We start from the raw sequence: 18626 nt of genomic DNA on the forward strand, positions 1-18626 counted from the left end.
GGGGATGCCTTTATTAGTACTTCAAAGGTCTCCTACAAATAAAAATTTAACAGGAACTGCAGGTTAAAGAATTGTTAGCTGCCACTTTCCCATTTCTCTTTTCATATATTGTCCTGCTCCAATAATATCCAATTATGTTAGAATTAAAGAAGAACAGTTAGAGAAAAAGGAATGGAACTTGATGAATTTATTGCTAGAGATTATAGGAGCATTTGTATTTGATTCGATGGAGAAGCATAATTCTATAACTATCGTAACGTCCTATTATAAACATTCCTTGCAAACGTTAAAGTCGTGGGAAAGAAAGTCTTGAAATATAAACAGAAAAAAAATCCTGTCAGCGTAAAAGCTGCAGGATCTCACACCTATTACACGAGTTCTTTTTCAAAAGCTTTCTCCGGAGAAACAAACGCATAATTAAGATCGTCTGCCACAGCTTTGTATGTGATTTCCCCATTCGCAACGTTTAAACCGTGTTTCAGAGACTCGTTTTCAAAGATTGCTTTAATCACGCCTGCGTTGGCAATTTGCAGCGCATAAGGAACCGTGACATTCGTGAGCGCAATTGTGGAGGTTCTTGGAACTGCTCCAGGCATATTTGCTACAGCATAATGTACGATATCATGTCTCATATATACAGGGTTATCATGCGTCGTAATATGATCGATTGTCTCAATAATGCCGCCTTGATCAATTGCCACATCCACAATAACGGACCCTGGCTGCATCGACTTTACCATTTGTTCGCTGACTAATCTTGGTGCTTTTGCGCCTGGAATTAATACGGCGCCGATGAGAAGGTCAGCTTCTGCAACAGCTTGACTTATTGTTAACGGATTGGACATTAGCGTGTTTATCTGATTTCCAAAGATGTCATCAAGCTGACGCAGGCGATTTGCACTCAGATCAATAATCGTTACATCTGCTCCAAGACCAATTGCAATTTTTGCTGCGTTTGTCCCTACTACTCCTCCGCCAATAATGGTTACTTTGCCGCGTTTGACCCCAGGTACTCCGGATAACAAAATGCCTTTTCCTTTATGCGGTTTTTGCAGAAATTGCGAGCCGATTTGAGCAGCCATACGTCCTGCCACTTCACTCATTGGCGTCAGCAGCGGCAATGTGCCTTTATCAACGACCGTTTCGTAAGCAATTGCCGTTACCTCTGCTTCTCGCAGTGCCTGTGCCAATGCCGGTTCAGCAGCTAGGTGCAAGTAAGTAAATAAGATTAATCCTTTATGGAAGTACGCATATTCACTTGGAACAGGTTCCTTTACTTTCATGATCATGTCTGCACTTTTCCATACTTCTTCCGCGCTATCAATGATCTTAGCTCCAGCTGTTAGAAACGCTTCATTGGTAAAGCCGCTGCCACTGCCCGCCTCTTTTTCGACAAGCACCTCATGACCAGCATTAATGAAAGACACGACTCCTGCTGGCGTAATGGCTACGCGATTTTCATTGTTCTTCACTTCTCTTGGAATGCCAATTCTCATCCAAAATCCCTCCGCGTCTAAATAGTTTTCAGTTGCTGCGAGCAGCTTCTGTTCGTACATTTACTATAAGCCTGCGGGTAACAGACCTCATTAGACACAATGTAAGAACTCCGCTTGTTCCGATAAGACACTCCTATTAGACGGATATCTTCTTATCTGTCAGCTGCTGGAACTCTGTATATAACGCATGACGCGCTTCTTCTATCCCTTGATTAAATTGAATGAGTGCATGTTTTCTTGTGTGCACTGTTTGGTCGACAGCTTCCTTTATTTTTTCCTTACCTGCTGCAGACAGCACACCTAATTCATCTGCAATGGACAGACCTGCTACGCGGCCTTGCGCTCCTGCTACCTTCGCACTTTCCACCCCTGTAATATTCCCGGCTACATACAAGCCTTTTAGCGTTGTTTGCATACGTTCATTATGCAGCGGCACATGCCCTCCTAATTGAGGTACATAGTGGAATCGACAGCCAGCAACGGCGGCAAGCTCTGCCATTGGCGTAAGACCGCCTGCGATGCATACAAAGTCAGCATCCACAATTTCTTCTGTGCCAGGAATGACAGATCCAGTTGCAGAGATAGCGGCAATTCGCACACCACGCACCTGCTCTTCTCCGATGATTTCCAAAGCTGTTTTACGCAGCTGGATAGGAATGCCCCATATTTTGAATCCATTTCGAGGATAAAACCGAGCTGCCAGCTTCGGGCTGACAAATTTGCCGCCAATTTTCATGAGTGAAGATGGAGCCAAATGGGAAAGTCTTAGCAAGGATTCCATCATCTTTTCCGGATTGGAAGCATCAGCTGAGATAAGATTATGCGCTGGCAGAACAATACGGTCCACGGTAACACCGCATAATTGCATTTCGCGGGCGATCGCAACAGATAAGACATTCACGCCTATTACGACTCCTTTATGCCCTGGCTTTACACGATGAACATTCCCCATTACTTGCGCTGCTCCAATGGACATAACTCCCGGAAGCGTCCAGCCTGGAATTGGTATTGGTGTCTCCGAAGCACCCGTTGCCAGCAATAAACAGCGCGATTCCCTCACACCATCGGTTGTATAAATAGACCATCCCGCAGGCGTTTCAGCTAAGTCGTACACCGACACCCCTGTTGAAATCTCGACGCCAAGCTGAATGGCACGGTGATACATCCGCTCTGCTTCTTCCACCCCATTCACCCATGATCCATCCGGTTCTTCGTGTAATTGCCCTAATAATCGTCCGCCAGGCTTTACAAATTCATCGATTATACTGACATGCAATCCATTTTCAGCGGCAGCAATAGCTGCTCGCAATCCTGCCGGGCCTGCGCCCACAATGAGTAGATCTATCATATCGAGGCTCCTTTTGGCAGCGTTAAGGATGTTACATACATACCGTCTGCCACTGTTGTGAGACAGGCTCTTACTGTTTCGCTGCCATTCAGCTGGACGCGGCATTCAAAGCAGTGTCCAATATTGCAGTATATACCGCGCGGACTAGCTGTTTCCTCATGTTTCCTTAGCGTTCGGACTCCAGAAGCGAGCAGCGCGGAAGCTACCGTATCGCCTGTGTAGGCTGTATAAGGTTTTCCATCAAAATAAATTGTCACTGCCTCTTTTTTCTCGCTATTGCCTAGGATTGGGTGTTCCTGCACGCGCATTGATTTCACTTTTCCTCCCCTCCCAGCACACCAAATGAAACAGGTCTGACGGGCGGCCGATAGCTCAGCGCTATCTCATTTGAGATTGGCGGACCGCCTAGTTGTTCCACCAGTTTATCGACCATCCCCCGGCAGGTACGGCCGCCGCATGACCCCATTCCCGCACGCGTTCGGAGTTTTACCTCACGGGACGAACATTGGAAACGCTCAACTGTTTCTTGAATCTCTCGCATTGTAATGTCTTCACAGCGGCAAATGACAGTTTCTTTATTGGTCATTTTTTCATCCTCCATCATCTTTAGATAAACAAAGAGACACCAACATTCACCCCTTCTAAAGCCGATGAACTCCCCACCCGCTTATCAAGAGAACGTTACATGTCTCATGGATAATGACTTAATTAGAACACTTGCTAGACTTGGTGCTGATCGGATTAAATAAATCCGTAGTAAGGTTTCTGACTCGTTGCGAAATGCACCCACCTAATCATCGTTATAAAATCAAAGACCGGCATCTTCACAGCACGCTGTATTGCCGCTGCGTATGGCGGCAAATCACTGCACTCCAGAAGAATTGCACCAATATCAGGGTTTTCCTCCAGCATTTCTTGTGCCGCGTTCACGACTTCCTGCCTTACGATGTCATTGTTGAATGAGCCTCTGCTTTCGATAATCGCAGAGAACTCCGGCAGCTTCCCTAGATCCTTTACCACACAAATATCTGGGTCCATGATGCCGCAGCTCGCTAACAAGGACGGTGTAATCCCGTGTGCATCTGCTGTGAGCATGCCTACCTTTTGCGTCGGCTTCAGTCCTGTTTTGATCCACGGTACTTGTACGACACTGGAAAGATAGACAGGTATATCCACAGCGGCTGCTACCTTATCTTGAAAGTTGCCAAAGAATCCGCAAGCAGCACAGATTGCCCGGGCTCCTTCTGCCTCCAATTCTTTTGCCGCTCTGATAATGTCCGCTAGTAATGTAGGATCGCCGGCGTGAATTCTTTCTTGATTGCAGCCTGGCACAACTTTTAATCTTACGGGGAAATCATAGGTGCTAAGGTTGGCCACATTGCCAGGTATAACCGGATACCAGCAGTCCTCCAGATAAAGGATACCGACCGAATAACCAGTTACATACTGCCCCTTTTTCATTGTGATAATCGGATTATCATCTTCATGACCTTGGTAACCGTAGCTACCGTTATTGGTAATGAAATCTAGTGTCATAGCGGCATCCCCCTTTGCGCTGCGCAAGAACTGCGCAGCGACTGATTTTCCTTTATAATAGCTGCTTCTTAAACGGGATTAGCAGTATACCCAAGCGTTTGTAATGTTTCTTTCATCTTGGCTTGCAGTTCCTCGGACGCACCAACTAGCGGAGATCTAACCGTTCCGCCTCTTAGCCCAATCATATCCAGGCCAGCCTTCACAGGTCCTGGAGATGGCTCTGCTTCCACATAATCATACAAAGGTAATAGCTGTTGGCTCACTTGCAACGCACCTTGCAAATCGTTGTCTTTTACAAATAAATCGTACATTTTCACAATCTCTTTTGGAACTAAGTTATGCACGATACCTGTCGCTCCGTCTCCTCCTGCTGCAAGTGTCGGCAGAATTAAATGCTCAAATCCAGTCAGCACCGAAAAGTCTGTTTGATCCTTTGTCAACGCAATTACTTTACACGTATGCTCTTGATCTGTCGTATTTTTCACACCGACAATGCCTTCTACTTGGCTAAGTTCGCGGATCAGCTCTGGATCCAGTTCAACATTTGTGGCACCAGGGTAATGATATATAACGATTCCGATACTAGACTGCTGTGCAATAGTGCTGAAGTAATCAATAATTCCCTGTCTGCTCGTTTTCATATAATATGGCGTTATCACCAAGGCACAATCTGCTCCCACCTCGGCTGCATATTGCGTTAGTGCAATTGTGTCTTCCGTGCGGTGACAACTCGTCCCCGCCATGATTGGCGTCCGTCCATCCGCTGCATCACATGCGGCCTTTAAGACTTGCTTCCGCTCTTCCATTGTCATTAATGAATATTCTCCAGTGCTTCCGCCCGCTAATAAACAGTGCACGCCGCCTTCAATAAGATGATCAATCAGGGAACTGTAAGCTTCAAAATCCACACTTCCATCTTGTTTGAACGGGGTAGGCATTGCCGGGATCATTCCTTTAGGTACGTACATTATAATTCCTCCTCTAATTTTCTTCTTAGACTGCATTTGATTTTTTATATCTGGAAAAATTCAACTTATCAATGTTAAAGTCAGTTGGCTCGCCTGTAATAAGCTGCGCCACCATCTTTCCGGTAATAGGAGACATGCTGATGCCATCCCCTTCATGACCGCTGGCAATGAAAAATCCTGGCACCTCTTCTACTTCTGAGACAATTGGCAGGTGGTCTGGAACCCACGGTCTTACACCTGCATAAGCCCTAATGCAATTAAGATCTCGCAATACCGGAAGGAAACGCAGCGCTCGCTCTGCAATTGCCTGCATCACGTCAATCTCCGAACGAATATCAAATCCCTTAAAAGCTCGATGTCCTCCAACCAAAAAGTTGTGGGCATCTGTCGGTTCAATCGTAAAGGCCACATTATGCTTTTCAACCAGTTCACTTACATTGCGCTTGAAATGTATATCTTCAAATTTGGAAAGCATATAACCAAACTCATGTACTTTCTGTCTGGTAATTTGCTTGGATGTTTTCTCCGTTATGAGCACTATGCCTTTTCGCGGAACAATCGGTATCTCAATTCCTACCATGCCTGCAATCTTTGGAGACCAGACGCCGGCACAGTTAACAATCTTCCGCGTTTTAAAAGTTCCTCTATCCGTTACGACACGCTCTATTTTACCTTGGACGTCTCGTTGAATCTCTGAGACAGCATGGTAATCGAAAACCTTCAGCCCCAGCTTTTTACCTTCCTCGACAAAGGCGTAGCACAGCTTATATGGATTCATAGATGAATCCGCTTCCGTCCAAATTCCCCCAGCCAAGTCCGGTGCCAAGTATGGTTCAATATCCAGCAATTCATGCGGATCGACCATCCGCATATCATAGCCATCTCGCACTTGATCCGCTACATAGCCTTGTGCAATCTCAAGCTCCCTCTCTGTCTCACAAACATATAAACTTCCTCGAGAACTAAACTCGAAATCAACCGAAAGCTCCTGCGCCAGCTGTTTGAAAAGCTGGATACTTGCGTAACCGATTTCTGTATCGATGCCCGGTTTCTTATCACAGATCAAGGCAACAGCATCACATCTGCTGGATGTACCAGCTGCAATGCCTCCCTTTTCAATCAAAGCAACATCCAATCCCTTTTTCACTAAGTGGTACGCCACACTAGATCCGATGACGCCAGCTCCAATGACGATAACATCAAAACTCTCCATCTCAAGTCTCCTTCGGATAACGTGGTTGGTTCTATTTGCCTTTAAAGAAACCGGAAGGCTCTATGTTTAAATTCGTATTGATTTGCTTTGTTTCCAGATATTCTTCGAATCCGTAAGTGCCCAAGTCTCTTCCTATCCCACTCTGTTTATAACCACCCCAAGGCGCTTCATTGAATGTAGGGTGGTATGTATTGATCCACGTAATACCTGCCCGTATACGGCGGATAACGCGCTGCGCTTTCGCTCCATCTTGAGTGAAGACTGCAGCAGCCAAGCCAAAATTCGTTCCATTAGCCAGCGTAATAGCCTCTTCTTCTGTTCGGAACGTTTGAATGACTAATACAGGTCCAAATATTTCTTCCTGAACAATTCGCATATCAGGCAATGTATTCGTAAAAATGGTTGGCTCTACAAAGTATCCCCTAGCCAGGTCGCCTTCCGTCATTCGGCTGCCGCCGCATAGCAATGTGGCGCCTTCTTCTTTTCCAATTTCAATGTAACGCAGCACCTTTTCCATGTGCGCCTCAGAAACGAGAGGCCCCATTTCAGCGCCTTCCTCCCAGCCGGGTCCAACAGTTATCTGTTTCGCACGCCGTACTAATTCCGGTACAAACTTTTCATAAAGACTTTCCTCAATCACTAAACGAGAGCCAGCGGAGCAAACCTGCCCTTGATTAGCGAAGATTGCGTTTAACGCATAATCAACTGCCGTCTCAAATTCAGCATCAGCAAACACAATATTCGGCGATTTTCCACCTAGTTCTAAGCTGATGTTCTTCACTGTATCAGCCGCCGACTTCATAATGTAAATGCCAGTACTAGTACCGCCAGTGAAAGAGACCTTATCCACATCTGGATCAGCCGCTAACTGAGCACCCACTTCTTTTCCGTCTCCGAGTACCAAGTTCACGACGCCGGGCGGAAACCCTGTTTCGTCCATAATCTCAACTAAACGAATAACAGAAAGAGGTGTGAGCTCTGCCGGTTTTACAACAACTGTGCACCCTGCTGCCAGAGCAGCTGCAATCTTCTGATTGGCCATCACTAAAGGATAATTCCAAGGAACGATGATACTGACAACTCCAACAGCTTCGCGGACAACCATCGCTTGAATATCGTCCGGAACATCGTACGTCTGCCCATGCGGCTTTGTCGCCAATCCAGCATAATAACGCAGTTGATTCACAGCGTCTTCCACATCCTCCAGTGACTCACGCAAGGTTTTGCCGTTATTCAGCGTATCAATCGCCGCAAATTCTTCTTTTCTCGCTTCTAATTTGCTGGCAACCTGCCATAGCAGCTCTGCCCGATCACGTGCTTTGCTGTCCATCCAGCCATTTTCGTAGAAAGCTTGCCGAGCAGCTGCTACTGCCTTTTTGGCATCTGCTTTTGAACCTTCTGCTACTGTTCCGATAACCTCGCCATTGGCAGGATTAATAATTTGTCTCGTTTGTTCGCTTTCGCTAATGACCCACTGCCCATTGATGTACATTTTTTGTGTAACATCGCGGCTCGTCAGAAAAGCGTCTACTTCTTTAGCAGTCAAATTCATCCACTCACCCCTTCGCTATCTGATGTATTAAGTGATTACATTAAAGATAAGATATTTTCGCTCCCCTGCCATTAGACACTGTGTAAGATATAGAATCTTAACGATTAGACACAATTTTATAAACAAGAAATGCACGCATTAAATAACCAACTACACGCACTGTAGTTGGTTGAATGTCATCTATTACCTTAAATTTGCTTGATCCATTTTTTCTGCATGCTCTTGTTCCGCCTTTCGTTCTTCCCAAAATTCTGCATCCGTAATTCCTGCTTCGGCTGGGTCGAACACAGGGTCCTTGCCTTCCTTCTTCTGGCGCTCATAATCTTTTAGCACCCGCAGCGCTGGCTTCGTAAGGAGGAGTATACTAATAAGGTTCAGCCAAGCCATCGTACCAAAACCCAAATCCCCTAGCGCCCAAGCAAACGCAGACGTGTTAATGCTGCAATAAAACACGGTAACCAGAAGGGCAACTTGCAGCACGCGCGTCGGCCATCTTAACTGATACTTGCGCTTTCTATTTAAGAAAGCAAGGTTTGTGTCTGCTATATAGAAATACGTCATCAACGTAGTGAAAGCGAAAAGGAGAATGGCAATCGCCATAAACGGTGCACCGAATCCAGGAATAACCGACTCGACTGCTTCTTGCGCATACACAATTCCAGGCTCTGTATTTTCGAGTGAGCTGACGATCGGCTCTTTTCCTTCTGGTGTCACATTGTACATGCCTGTTACAAGAATCATAAATGCTGTGGCTGTACAAAGGACTAATGTGTCAATGTACACAGAAAATGCTTGTACTAATCCTTGCTTGGCAGGATGAGATACTTCTGTAGCAGCAGGATAAAAGGTTTCACTGCCAAATCCTGCAGCATTGGCAAAGGTTCCCCTTTTAACGCCCCATACAATTGCCGATCCAACAATTCCTCCAAAAGCAGAATCCGCTCCAAAAGCACTGCTGAAAATAAGCGCCACAATCCCCGGGAGTTCGGAAGCATGGCTGATAAGGACGATCATACAGACTAAAACATATGCACCCGCCATAAACGGAACAATCAATTCAGCAGTCTTCGCTATTCGCTTGACCCCTCCGAAGATAATTACGGCTAGCACGACAACCATCAACGTGCCTGTAATAATCGGACGTAAGCCAAATGCTTCATCCATTGCTAATGCCACCGTATTTACTTGTATACCTGGCATTAGTACCGAACAAGCAATTAGCGTCAGGACGGCAAATACAACAGCCAGCCATTTGACTTTTAATCCTTTTTCAATGAAAAAGGGTGTACCTCCTCGAAATTCATTATGCAAATTCCGCTTGTATACTTGCGCCAGCGTCGTCTCTATAAAAGCGGTACACGCTCCCAGACATGTCATCACCCACATCCAAAAAACAGCACCTGGGCCGCCATAAGCGATGGCCGTCGCAACACCAGCAATTGTTCCAACGCCGACGCGGCTTGATATAGATAATGCTAAAGCTTGAAACGAAGACAACCCCGCATCAGATCCTTTGCTTTCGAATAGCAGCACCACCATATCCTTCAGCAGCCGAAACTGAAGAAAACGCGTTGCAAAGGAATAAAATAAACCTAAACCAAGCAAGGTGAAAATCAGCGCAGGACTCCATACAAAACCATTCAACCAAGTCACAAATGCCTCCATCGGATGAAACTCCTTCCTTTATTGGCAGTTCCCATTCGTCACTTTCTGACGCTTTACCACTCCCCATTATGTATGGCTAACAGACTGCTCCACGTACTGCCTTTATCTTTCTTTTCACATGTTTCCTAAATCTTCTGCTCATCCATACAGTAACCCTTCTTACTTTTCTAATATTAAGAATTTTACACCATGTGGAAAACACCTTCACTAGACACCCTGTAAAGTATTCATGCTCCTTGATTATACAATTACTCACCCTCTCATAGTAAACGCTTACATTTTATTGCGACAGAAATACAGCTGCATCCAGCAAAAAAAGGTAAAGCTGATACAAAAGAAACGCACACCGCCTCTTCTCTTGTATCAGCTTCTATAGATGCACTCTGATTTACAATGCTGCTATACTTGTTTTTAATGTATTTACCATAAAGGCAAGGTCATCATCTGTAATTGTTAACGGGGGAGATAATTGCAAGATGTTATTATAGCCTGCGACTGTATCTCCATTTTTACCGATCAGCAAGCCCTTTTCCCGGCAAGCTGCTACTACTTGATTTACTTTCGCTACTTCCAGCGGCTCTTTCGTTTGCTTATCCTTTACCAATTCAATACCGACAAGCAAGCCTTTTCCGCGTACATTTCCTACGTTCGGATGTTCTTCTGTTTCTTTTAATTCCTGCAGCAGCCGTTCTCCGACTTCTTGAGATCGATCAACCAATCCTTCATTTTCTAGAATCTCTAAGTTCTTCAGCGCTACAGCACAAGCTGCCGGGCTTCCGCCATACGTGTTCACATGACGAAAACGCTCATAATCACCTGCTCCTGTATAAGCCTCAAAAATTTCTCTTTTCACCGCTGTTGCGGAAAGCGGTAAATAACCGCTTGTAATTCCTTTTGCCATTGTAATAATATCTGGCTGCACATCATAATTCATGAAGCCAAACGGTTTGCCTGTTCTGCCAAAGCCGCAAATCACTTCATCACAAATTAACAGCGCCCCATGCTTGTTGCAGATCTCTTGCACTTTAGCCATATATCCCTCAGGAGGCATCAGAATGCCGCCGCCTGTTATAATCGGCTCCATAATCACACCAGCAATCGTTTCACTTAATTCCCATGTCATCATATGGTCGATTTCATCGGCACTGGCAAGCGTGTGCACGTCATCTGGATTTCTGTACGTATCTGGCGGCTTTACATGAAGAAACCCTTGGCCAAGTGGTTCGTATTTGAATTTCCTTTGTGCCTGCCCTGTTGCCGCAAGAGCTCCCATTGTATTGCCATGATAAGCACGATAGCGGGAGATAAACTTAAACCGTCCGCTATCTCCCCGCTGCTGGTGGTACTGCCTTGCGATCTTAAACGCTGTTTCATTTGCTTCTGACCCACTGTTTGAGAAGAAAATGACATAGTCATCTCCGAGCCATTCATTTAATTTCTCCGCCAGTTTTATAGCTGGAATATGGCTTTGTGTTAAAGGGTAATACGGCATTTCCTCTAATTGTTCATAAGCTGCTTTCGCAAGCTCTTTTCGCCCGTACCCAACGTTTACACACCATAATCCGGACATTCCGTCTAAGTATTTGTTTCCTTCCGAGTCTGTTACCCACGCACCTTCTGCATTGGTGATAATGAGATTGGCTGGATTTGCAGCCGCTCCTCTCATCGCATGCCAAAGATGTTTTTCGTCTGCAGCTTGCAAGCTCTTCGTATCTTCCATAACGCATAACCTCCAATCTGTCTTAGATTAATAACGTCCTGTCAGCATCTTTTTCCGTGTATAAAATTCCACTCCATCTTTCCCATTCGCATGTAAATCGCCATAGAAAGATTGCTTGTAACCCGAGAATGGGAAGAATGCCATCGGAGCTGGCACACCAAGGTTAACGCCAAGCATTCCTGCATCAATCTCTTCACGGAAAGTGCGAACCGCTTTGGCACTATCAGTGTACAAACAAGCACCATTTGCAAACTTCGACTGGTTGGTGAGTTTGATTGCTTCCTCTATTGTCTCCACACGTACGATGGACAAAACAGGTGCAAAAATCTCATCTTCCCATATCTTCATTTCTGGCTGCACACGATCAAAAATTGTCGGTCCGACAAAGTAACCACCCTCAATTTCTGCGTCACTTCTGCCATCTCGTATCAAGGCAGCTCCTTCATCCTCACCGATTTCAATGTATTTCACTGTACGCTGCTTATGTTCTTCGCGAATAACTGGACCAAGGAAGACACCCTCATCCAATCCATTTCCAATCTCAATCGCATCGGCAGCTTGTTTCAGTCTGTCAACCAAGCGATCCGCCACATCGCCCACGGTCACGACCACAGATGCTGCCATGCAGCGTTCACCGGCAGAACCAAAAGCAGCTCCAATAATATTCGTCACTGCCAAGTCCAAATCAGCATCAGGCATAACAATGGAGTGATTTTTTGCTCCGGCAAGTGCCTGAACACGTTTGCCATTCGCTGCTGCGGTTTTATAAATGTATTCTGCGACAGGCTGTGATCCTACGAACGATACAGCTTTCACATCGTCATTCTCCAAGATGCCATTTACTACATCATGTGCCCCATGCACAATATTTAAAACGCCATCCGGAAGACCTGCTTCTTTAAACAATTCTGCCAATCGACCTGCTAGCAGCGGTGTACGCTCGGACGGTTTCAACACGAATGTATTTCCACACGCAATCGCTAGCGGGAACATCCAGCAAGGAACCATCATCGGGAAGTTAAACGGCGTAATCCCGCCGATAACACCGATCGGGTAACGATACAGCCCAGATTCTACACCTGTAGCAATATCCGGCAGCTGTTCGCCCATCATAAGTGTCGGAACTCCGGCAGCAAATTCGACGCATTCAATTCCTCGCAACACTTCTCCATGCGCTTCTTTATAGCTTTTTCCATTCTCAAGCGTGACCAGCTTCGCCAGTTCATCCCAATGATCAACCAATAATTGCTGGTACCGGAACAAGATACGAGCGCGCTTTGGAACAGGCACCTTTTTCCAGTCTTGAAAAGCCGCCTGAGCATTTTCTACAGCGCTGTTCAGTTCCTGCTTCGTCGAAAGAGGGACCCGAGCAATAATTTCACCTGTAGCCGGGTTCGGGACTTCTTCCCAATCATTCGATTGTGAGTCCACCCATTTCCCACCTATATAGTTCTTCAATTTTTGCACTGTTTGTGTAGATACCATCGTTTCTCCTCCTTTTCCGTTTTCCTACTGCTTTATATAAGGCAAGTATATTTCCCTCCGTCCGCTACTTCATTGGACACAGTGTAAAAAAGATGCACGTCATTTTCTGCGGCAAAAAAATCCCATAAAAAAAGAGGCTCTGTTCGTCTGAACAAAAAGCCTCATTCCCTTAGGAGAATTTTATCTGATATTCATTCGGAAGTTTCGATGCAGATGTGTAATCATATGCTGCAATGGAAGCTTCAATTGCCTGCCGCTTGTAAGGTTCCATAAAATCTTGGCCGATCAATTCATATAAGCGCTCCAGCCGATGATAAAGCGTTTGCCGAACGATATGAAGCTGTTCTGCCGTTTCCTTTTTTGCTCCCTTACAGCGCAGATACACTTTTAATGTTTTTAACAACTCGCCGTTTGTGCCTTGATCATGCTCAAGAACCGGGCCGATATAGTCGTAGATAAAGTCCTGTAAGACACCTTGATCTTGAGCCGCTAAGACAAGACGGAAGATATAAAGATCTTCGTAAAAGTAGTCTAGCAATTCATTTGGCAGCTGCTTTCTTAGGTTCATTGTTTCTTTGGCGGTGTGGTAGCTGTTTTTAATCAAAGATAGCTTCGTCACAATCTTCCCTACACTCCACTCACTCTGTGAAAACTGTTCTTTGTTCGCAAACTTTCCTTCCCGCAGATGCTGAATAACTTCCTGCACACGGCATTTAAAATCGCTGTCTTTTCGCATATTGACGAGAATAAAGATGACCGTATCCTTTTCTATATGCATGAACGGGTAAATACCTTTACGCTCAAATATAGTTCGGGCATACATTTTGTAATACGTAAATTCTGTTTTTACCTTCGCTATCTGATTCGTTTTAAACAGCATTACCGTACAGCTGTTCACATTCAATGTGGCATTCATATCCAGCAGATAGCTTTGAAGCTGCACTTCGCTGTATTCTCCTTTCAGCCAAGAACTGATCCAATGTCCGTCTTCTTCTCTTCTTTGTTCTTCAAAGTACAAGTCTCGCATGCGGATTTGTGCTAATGCAGTCGCACTCCTATTAAGAATAAGATGGTCCAGCTGCGTTAACTCTCTGTCAGCAGAGACGATAAACAAATCAGCAAAAATATGGTTGCCAGCTTGAACAGGCTGGCAGCTAACATTTGGCTTAGCCGTTAAATGTTCTTTTAATGATGCTGTACACGTCATCTTTTCACTGCTTTTTTGCAGCGGAATCACTTCTACATCGCCTTTTGCCGGGATATAGTAAACTGTTACTTTCAACTGATCATGCAAAAGGTGCAAGATTTTTCGATGCGGACTAGAAGATAGCAGCAGCTGATTCAACGAATTCGAATAATGCTCCAAATCAGTGAGTATTTGATAATGCCGCTGTATAAGCAGACTATGAATTTCGTGTGTAATATCAATGAATTTGACTTGCTTCGCAAACGTGATAATTGGGAATCCGTGCTTGTTGGCTAGCTCAATAATTGTGGGCGGGATTTCAGAAATATAGGTACCTAATTCAATGCAAATTCCAGCAGCGTTACAGCGGATAAACTCCTCAACAAGCGAGTAAAAAGATACGTGACCTTCCTTCCAGCCAACTCCTGTTGAAAGGATAAGTTCATTACCATGCAAAAGATCATCAATAGCTGTTACTTCTAACACATGCACCCACCTGATTAGCCGCTGCAAACCATCATGACCAGCAACTACTTTCGCGTCCTTAAAATGCTTTGTACACAGAATATCCTTAACTGATAACTTTGCCTCCATGCCCATTGGAATTCCTCCTAAAATAGTATCTTGGGAGACTGACTGCGTATGCATATTGGTAAATTTGATGTTTTTCCTTTCCAAATCAATCTCGAAATGATTTGCCTCTCTATCTTTAATAATAAATTTTTTCTGCAAACTTACCATCTTGTTGTGCGATTTCCTGCCATACTTTATTCCAAAACGCCAGTATGATGCCATTCCCCAAATGTCCACCTACAATTAAAACGCTTACATTTTTAAATAAGATTTTTAGTTATTCACCTGATAGATATTTTCTGTTCTGAAAAGTGTTTTCAATCCGAAAGCCTTTGTTGTATTGTATCCAGTATAACCCGCTTCTTTTAAATTAGTAAAATGAATGTTAATTATGTTGTGCATAAGTAAACCTAATACAAGGAGAATGACGATGACGCTGAGCCGATACGAAATATTTCACACAATCGTTCAATGCGGAAGTTTAACGAAAGCTGCGGAAACACTGAACCTAACCCAGCCCGGTATTAGCCATGCCATAACAAACCTTGAAAAAGAGCTGGGGTTCACCCTTCTCACAAGGAACCGATCTGGTATCCAATTAACCAATAACGGTGAACGCATTCTTCCATACATCCACGACATCATCATGACAAATGAAAAAATCAAACAAGAAGCAGCGGCGATTAATGGTCTTGAAACAGGCATTGTCCGCATAGGATCCTTTTCCAGCATCTCTATCAAATGGCTGCCCCACCTTATCAAACACTTTCAATCTGCACATCCGGGAATCACCTTAAAATTATGCGAAGGAGATTACACAACTTTGGAAAAGTGGCTTGCGAACGGAAACATTGACTGCAGTTTTTTCGTTTCCCCAGCTCCTAAACCATTTCAGTTTCTGCCTTTACATAAAGATAAGATGGTTTGCATCGCCTCACATAACTATCCATTACCTAACAACGAAAAGCTATCTTTTCATGAAATCGAAAAAGAACCGCTGATTATGCCAAGCGAAAGCTGGGATAACGACATTGGACTACTTTTTGCCGAAAATCAAAAGAACTTGACCATTAAATTTCGCGTTTCAGACGATCAAGCTATCTTTGCAATGGTAGAAAACAACCTGGGAATTAGTATCCGGCCAGAATTAACATTAGCTAATCTGCCAGCAAATATCCGCATCATCGGACTGGAAACAGATTGTTTTCGATTGATTGGCATGGCCTCTAAAACGAATCGTTCCCCAGCTACAGAGAAATTTATTGATATGACATATACGTGGCTGAACGAAGAAGGATTTATAAATGTGTAATCTAAAAAGAACCGCTAATGGGTTTTCTCCAATAGCGGTCTTTTGCATATCATTCGTTATTTAATTCCTCACTGCGCAGCGCTTTTCGATAAAACGCTACCTCATCCATCTCGCCAGCAAAGAATGGATCGGCACTGTAACGGCTTCTGCCTATATAATTTGTATTTCCCAAGATGTCAGATGGATTCGCCGTGATATTTTCATTTGTACCAGCAAGCTGTCCATTCACATACAGTTTTCCTGTATTTCCTTCAAGCGTTACCGCAAGATGCACCCATTCATTCACCGGCAGTGCTGTGTCAGCTGTTATACTTTGATCAGCACCGTCATGAATCGTAAATCGCAGCTTGCCGTTTCCGTCGGACGGGGTAAGGAACATATTCCTGCTATTGCTGGCACCGATATCGAAAATCCGCTGCCAAGCAGCACCGCCTTGCCAATTCACGAAAGCAGAGAAAGTGAAATCCTCTGCGTCCGCTGCAAGCGGCGGCAATTCTACATAGCTGTCTTTGCCATCTAACGCCAGCTTGCCATCTTCTGTTTGGACTGCATTGCCTTTCAATGGAGCGGACAGCTTATTTCCTGAAGCATCTGCCGCTTCCCTGCTGCCTGGATTATCAAAATGGTACTGTGCAATTTCAGGCTCGGATGCTTGCTGCTTTACCGTCACTTGGTAGGATTTTGTCGCTTTCTTTTTGCCCGCTTGGATATTCGCCGTCAGTGTTGCTTCTCCGTCGCCGCTTCCTGCTTCTGGTCGGTGAATGGTGCCGTCTGCCTCTATCACATCTGGATTGGAGGAAGTCCATCTGATCGCAGACTCATGTGTACCCTCGGTTGGCAGTTCAACGCTTTGATACAAATTGTCGCTGTTTGGAATTGTTAAGTCCTCTTTCACCGCAGCCAAAACTTCCTTGTCCTTCATGTCTTTCATTCGATTACCCCAGACAGCTACACCTTTATCAGAAAGAGCGGTGAACGTTGTATCGTACTCCTCTGCAGCCTCATCCCACTGCTTCAAGAAGAATCCATTATACTTCTCTCCATCAATCGTCAAGGTAATCTCGTTATCCTTACCACGCTTCCACTTTCCTTGTACGGCACCTTCGACTCTTCCGTTCGGTTTCAGCGTAATCTTCTCCGAGGTTTTCACATCAGCCGAAATATCTTTGCCATGATTCACATATTGATAATCCCCAGCCATATCCTTCAGCTTGATTTTTGCTTCCGTCTCGTTCGTATTTCGAGAAGGCGCCACAACTGGCCAGCCGTCATTGTTCATATGCATTTGATGCACCCGTACTTCATGCTCTTCCCCGCGGTCTGGGAAACGAGAGTGGAAAATCAAATAATGATTTTTTGTCTCCTCATCATAGAAAGCTGTATTATGACCTGGCGAAACATAACCGATACCCGGCTCCTCACCCGGATCACCCACCTTCTTCTCAAACAAGTTATTTCCAAGCAGCTTTACGCCATAAGGCTCAATCGACTTGTCATCAAACAGCGGCAAGTCCGGATCCGCTTTAACATCAATCATGTCGTTTCCTTCCGCATCATAGAATGGTCCATCCGGAGATGCAGAGCGCACCACGCGAATATTATAGCCGCCAAACGAATCCAATCCGCCGAAAGACAGGAACATATAATAATAGTTTGTTTCCGGACTGTACATCATTGCTGGTCCTTCAATCCGGCTATGATTACCGCCCATTAACTTCTTCCCATATCCTTGTCCTGAAAGAGGCTTGCCCGTGTTCTCATCCATTTCCATAATAAAGATACCGCCAGAATATGAACCATACACCATCCACAGCTTGCCGTCTTTATCATAGAACACATCCGGATCTACTACATTCGGATGCTTCGTCGCATCGTAAATCGTACCATCCTCACTCGGCTCATCCCACATACCCGACTTTAAGATAATACCCGTATCCTCATAAGGCCCCTCGATATTATCTGCCACCGCCACGCCCATTGCAGACCGCGGCGAATCACCCTTACACGCATTGTAGTACATATAAAACTTTCCATCCGCCAGCTGAATCACATCTGCCGCCCAAAGCGTATCCGTCTGCGCCCAATCAAGCGTCTCCTTCAATTCTTCCGTCACATTAGGAATTAATTTATTGCCATCACGCACACCAGAATCGACCATCTTCCACTTCATAAGGTCTTTTGTTTTCGCTGCAGCTAAATGAGAACCAAAGACATAGTACTGGTCATCCGCTTCGATGAAGGATGGATCATGAACAGAGACATTTTCGAATACAGGAATCTTACCTTTTCCACTCTTATCCTTTGCTAAAGTATCCCCGCCCGGTATAGCAGGTATAAGTAATACAACAGACAGCATTGACGTTACAAGTATACGCTTGTTCGCTTTCATATCTTTCCTCCCCCTTTAATGATAACGCTTTCATAATACTAGTTTAAGATTAAGAGGATTTGAGGAAGTTGTCAATAAGTAGAAAATCCTTGTTTCTAAGATATATTCTTTATAAGTTTATGGTCCTCGAGAAGCTCCATTCCCTCCACACCCTGCATATGTACGTACAAATTTTTTTTAGCT

The 18626-nt window shown here is 44.8% G+C and carries 14 protein-coding genes; 1 reads left to right on the forward strand and 13 read right to left on the reverse strand.

Features of this window, described 5'->3' with window-relative positions; translation table 11 throughout:
• Nucleotides 1-368 precede the first annotated feature (368 nt).
• The 12 genes from ald to CRO17_RS15970 form a co-directional block, all read right to left on the reverse strand.
• Nucleotides 369-1496 (reverse strand): alanine dehydrogenase, encoded by a 1128-nt coding sequence (gene ald, locus CRO17_RS15915; protein WP_097043518.1) that lies wholly within the window; start codon nucleotides 1494-1496, stop codon nucleotides 369-371.
• Nucleotides 1497-1632: 136 nt separating this feature from the next.
• Nucleotides 1633-2844, reverse strand: a complete 1212-nt coding sequence (locus tag CRO17_RS15920; RefSeq protein ID WP_097043469.1) for an NAD(P)/FAD-dependent oxidoreductase — start codon at nucleotides 2842-2844, stop codon at nucleotides 1633-1635.
• The gene (locus CRO17_RS15925) at nucleotides 2841-3152 is read right to left on the reverse strand and encodes a (2Fe-2S)-binding protein (protein WP_097043519.1); all 312 of its coding nucleotides are present in this window, start codon (nucleotides 3150-3152) and stop codon (nucleotides 2841-2843) included. The genes CRO17_RS15920 and CRO17_RS15925 overlap by 4 nt, the downstream gene beginning before the upstream one ends.
• Nucleotides 3153-3157: 5 nt before the next feature.
• On the reverse strand, nucleotides 3158-3430 hold the full coding sequence (locus CRO17_RS15930) for a (2Fe-2S)-binding protein (protein WP_097043470.1): 273 nt from the start codon (nucleotides 3428-3430) through the stop codon (nucleotides 3158-3160).
• Nucleotides 3431-3585: 155 nt separating this feature from the next.
• Nucleotides 3586-4380: an aspartate/glutamate racemase family protein gene (locus CRO17_RS15935; protein WP_097043471.1), complete on the reverse strand. Its 795-nt coding sequence runs from the start codon at nucleotides 4378-4380 to the stop codon at nucleotides 3586-3588.
• Nucleotides 4381-4448: 68 nt separating this feature from the next.
• Nucleotides 4449-5348: a 4-hydroxy-tetrahydrodipicolinate synthase gene (gene dapA / locus CRO17_RS15940; RefSeq protein WP_097043472.1), complete on the reverse strand. Its 900-nt coding sequence runs from the start codon at nucleotides 5346-5348 to the stop codon at nucleotides 4449-4451.
• A gap of 25 nt (nucleotides 5349-5373) precedes the next feature.
• Nucleotides 5374-6561, reverse strand: coding sequence for an NAD(P)/FAD-dependent oxidoreductase (locus CRO17_RS15945; RefSeq protein ID WP_097043473.1), 1188 nt, complete (start codon nucleotides 6559-6561; stop codon nucleotides 5374-5376).
• A 31-nt stretch (nucleotides 6562-6592) separates the two neighbouring features.
• A complete protein-coding gene (locus CRO17_RS15950; protein WP_097043474.1) occupies nucleotides 6593-8113 on the reverse strand; it encodes an aldehyde dehydrogenase family protein in 1521 nt (506 codons plus the stop codon).
• Nucleotides 8114-8296: 183 nt separating this feature from the next.
• Nucleotides 8297-9778: an alanine/glycine:cation symporter family protein gene (locus CRO17_RS15955; protein WP_097043475.1), complete on the reverse strand. Its 1482-nt coding sequence runs from the start codon at nucleotides 9776-9778 to the stop codon at nucleotides 8297-8299.
• 388 nt (nucleotides 9779-10166) lie between these two features.
• Nucleotides 10167-11498, reverse strand: coding sequence for an aspartate aminotransferase family protein (locus CRO17_RS15960; protein WP_097043476.1), 1332 nt, complete (start codon nucleotides 11496-11498; stop codon nucleotides 10167-10169).
• Between the two features lie 27 nt (nucleotides 11499-11525).
• Entirely contained in the window at nucleotides 11526-12983 is a 1458-nt protein-coding gene (locus CRO17_RS15965; RefSeq protein WP_097043477.1) for a CoA-acylating methylmalonate-semialdehyde dehydrogenase, read from the reverse strand.
• A 169-nt stretch (nucleotides 12984-13152) separates the two neighbouring features.
• On the reverse strand, nucleotides 13153-14769 hold the full coding sequence (locus CRO17_RS15970) for a PucR family transcriptional regulator (protein ID WP_179637145.1): 1617 nt from the start codon (nucleotides 14767-14769) through the stop codon (nucleotides 13153-13155).
• 403 nt (nucleotides 14770-15172) lie between these two features.
• Between CRO17_RS15970 and CRO17_RS15975 the strand changes: the two genes are divergently transcribed.
• Nucleotides 15173-16054: a LysR family transcriptional regulator gene (locus CRO17_RS15975; RefSeq protein ID WP_097043479.1), complete on the forward strand. Its 882-nt coding sequence runs from the start codon at nucleotides 15173-15175 to the stop codon at nucleotides 16052-16054.
• Between the two features lie 49 nt (nucleotides 16055-16103).
• Here CRO17_RS15975 and abnB read toward each other — a convergent pair whose 3' ends face one another.
• Nucleotides 16104-18443 (reverse strand): arabinan endo-1,5-alpha-L-arabinosidase AbnB, encoded by a 2340-nt coding sequence (gene abnB / locus CRO17_RS15980; RefSeq protein ID WP_097043480.1) that lies wholly within the window; start codon nucleotides 18441-18443, stop codon nucleotides 16104-16106.
• Between the last annotated feature and the right edge of the window lie 183 nt (nucleotides 18444-18626).

The organism is Terribacillus aidingensis (genome assembly GCF_900215625.1).
GTDB lineage: Bacteria > Bacillota > Bacilli > Bacillales > Amphibacillaceae > Terribacillus > Terribacillus aidingensis.

Excerpts from the sequence above, each read along its gene's own strand:
- dapA (WP_097043472.1), bottom strand. The coding sequence starts at position 5,348 with ATGTACGTACCTAAAGGAATGATCCCGGCAATGCCTACCCCGTTCAAA.
- CRO17_RS15965 (WP_097043477.1), bottom strand. The coding sequence starts at position 12,983 with ATGGTATCTACACAAACAGTGCAAAAATTGAAGAACTATATAGGTGGG.
- CRO17_RS15955 (WP_097043475.1), bottom strand. The coding sequence starts at position 9,778 with ATGGAGGCATTTGTGACTTGGTTGAATGGTTTTGTATGGAGTCCTGCG.
- CRO17_RS15950 (WP_097043474.1), bottom strand. The coding sequence starts at position 8,113 with ATGAATTTGACTGCTAAAGAAGTAGACGCTTTTCTGACGAGCCGCGAT.
- CRO17_RS15975 (WP_097043479.1), top strand. The coding sequence starts at position 15,173 with ATGACGCTGAGCCGATACGAAATATTTCACACAATCGTTCAATGCGGA.
- CRO17_RS15935 (WP_097043471.1), bottom strand. The coding sequence starts at position 4,380 with ATGACACTAGATTTCATTACCAATAACGGTAGCTACGGTTACCAAGGT.
- CRO17_RS15960 (WP_097043476.1), bottom strand. The coding sequence starts at position 11,498 with ATGGAAGATACGAAGAGCTTGCAAGCTGCAGACGAAAAACATCTTTGG.
- abnB (WP_097043480.1), bottom strand. The coding sequence starts at position 18,443 with ATGAAAGCGAACAAGCGTATACTTGTAACGTCAATGCTGTCTGTTGTA.
- CRO17_RS15970 (WP_179637145.1), bottom strand. The coding sequence starts at position 14,769 with ATGGGCATGGAGGCAAAGTTATCAGTTAAGGATATTCTGTGTACAAAG.
- CRO17_RS15945 (WP_097043473.1), bottom strand. The coding sequence starts at position 6,561 with ATGGAGAGTTTTGATGTTATCGTCATTGGAGCTGGCGTCATCGGATCT.
- ald (WP_097043518.1), bottom strand. The coding sequence starts at position 1,496 with ATGAGAATTGGCATTCCAAGAGAAGTGAAGAACAATGAAAATCGCGTA.
- CRO17_RS15920 (WP_097043469.1), bottom strand. The coding sequence starts at position 2,844 with ATGATAGATCTACTCATTGTGGGCGCAGGCCCGGCAGGATTGCGAGCA.
- CRO17_RS15925 (WP_097043519.1), bottom strand. The coding sequence starts at position 3,152 with ATGCGCGTGCAGGAACACCCAATCCTAGGCAATAGCGAGAAAAAAGAG.
- CRO17_RS15930 (WP_097043470.1), bottom strand. The coding sequence starts at position 3,430 with ATGACCAATAAAGAAACTGTCATTTGCCGCTGTGAAGACATTACAATG.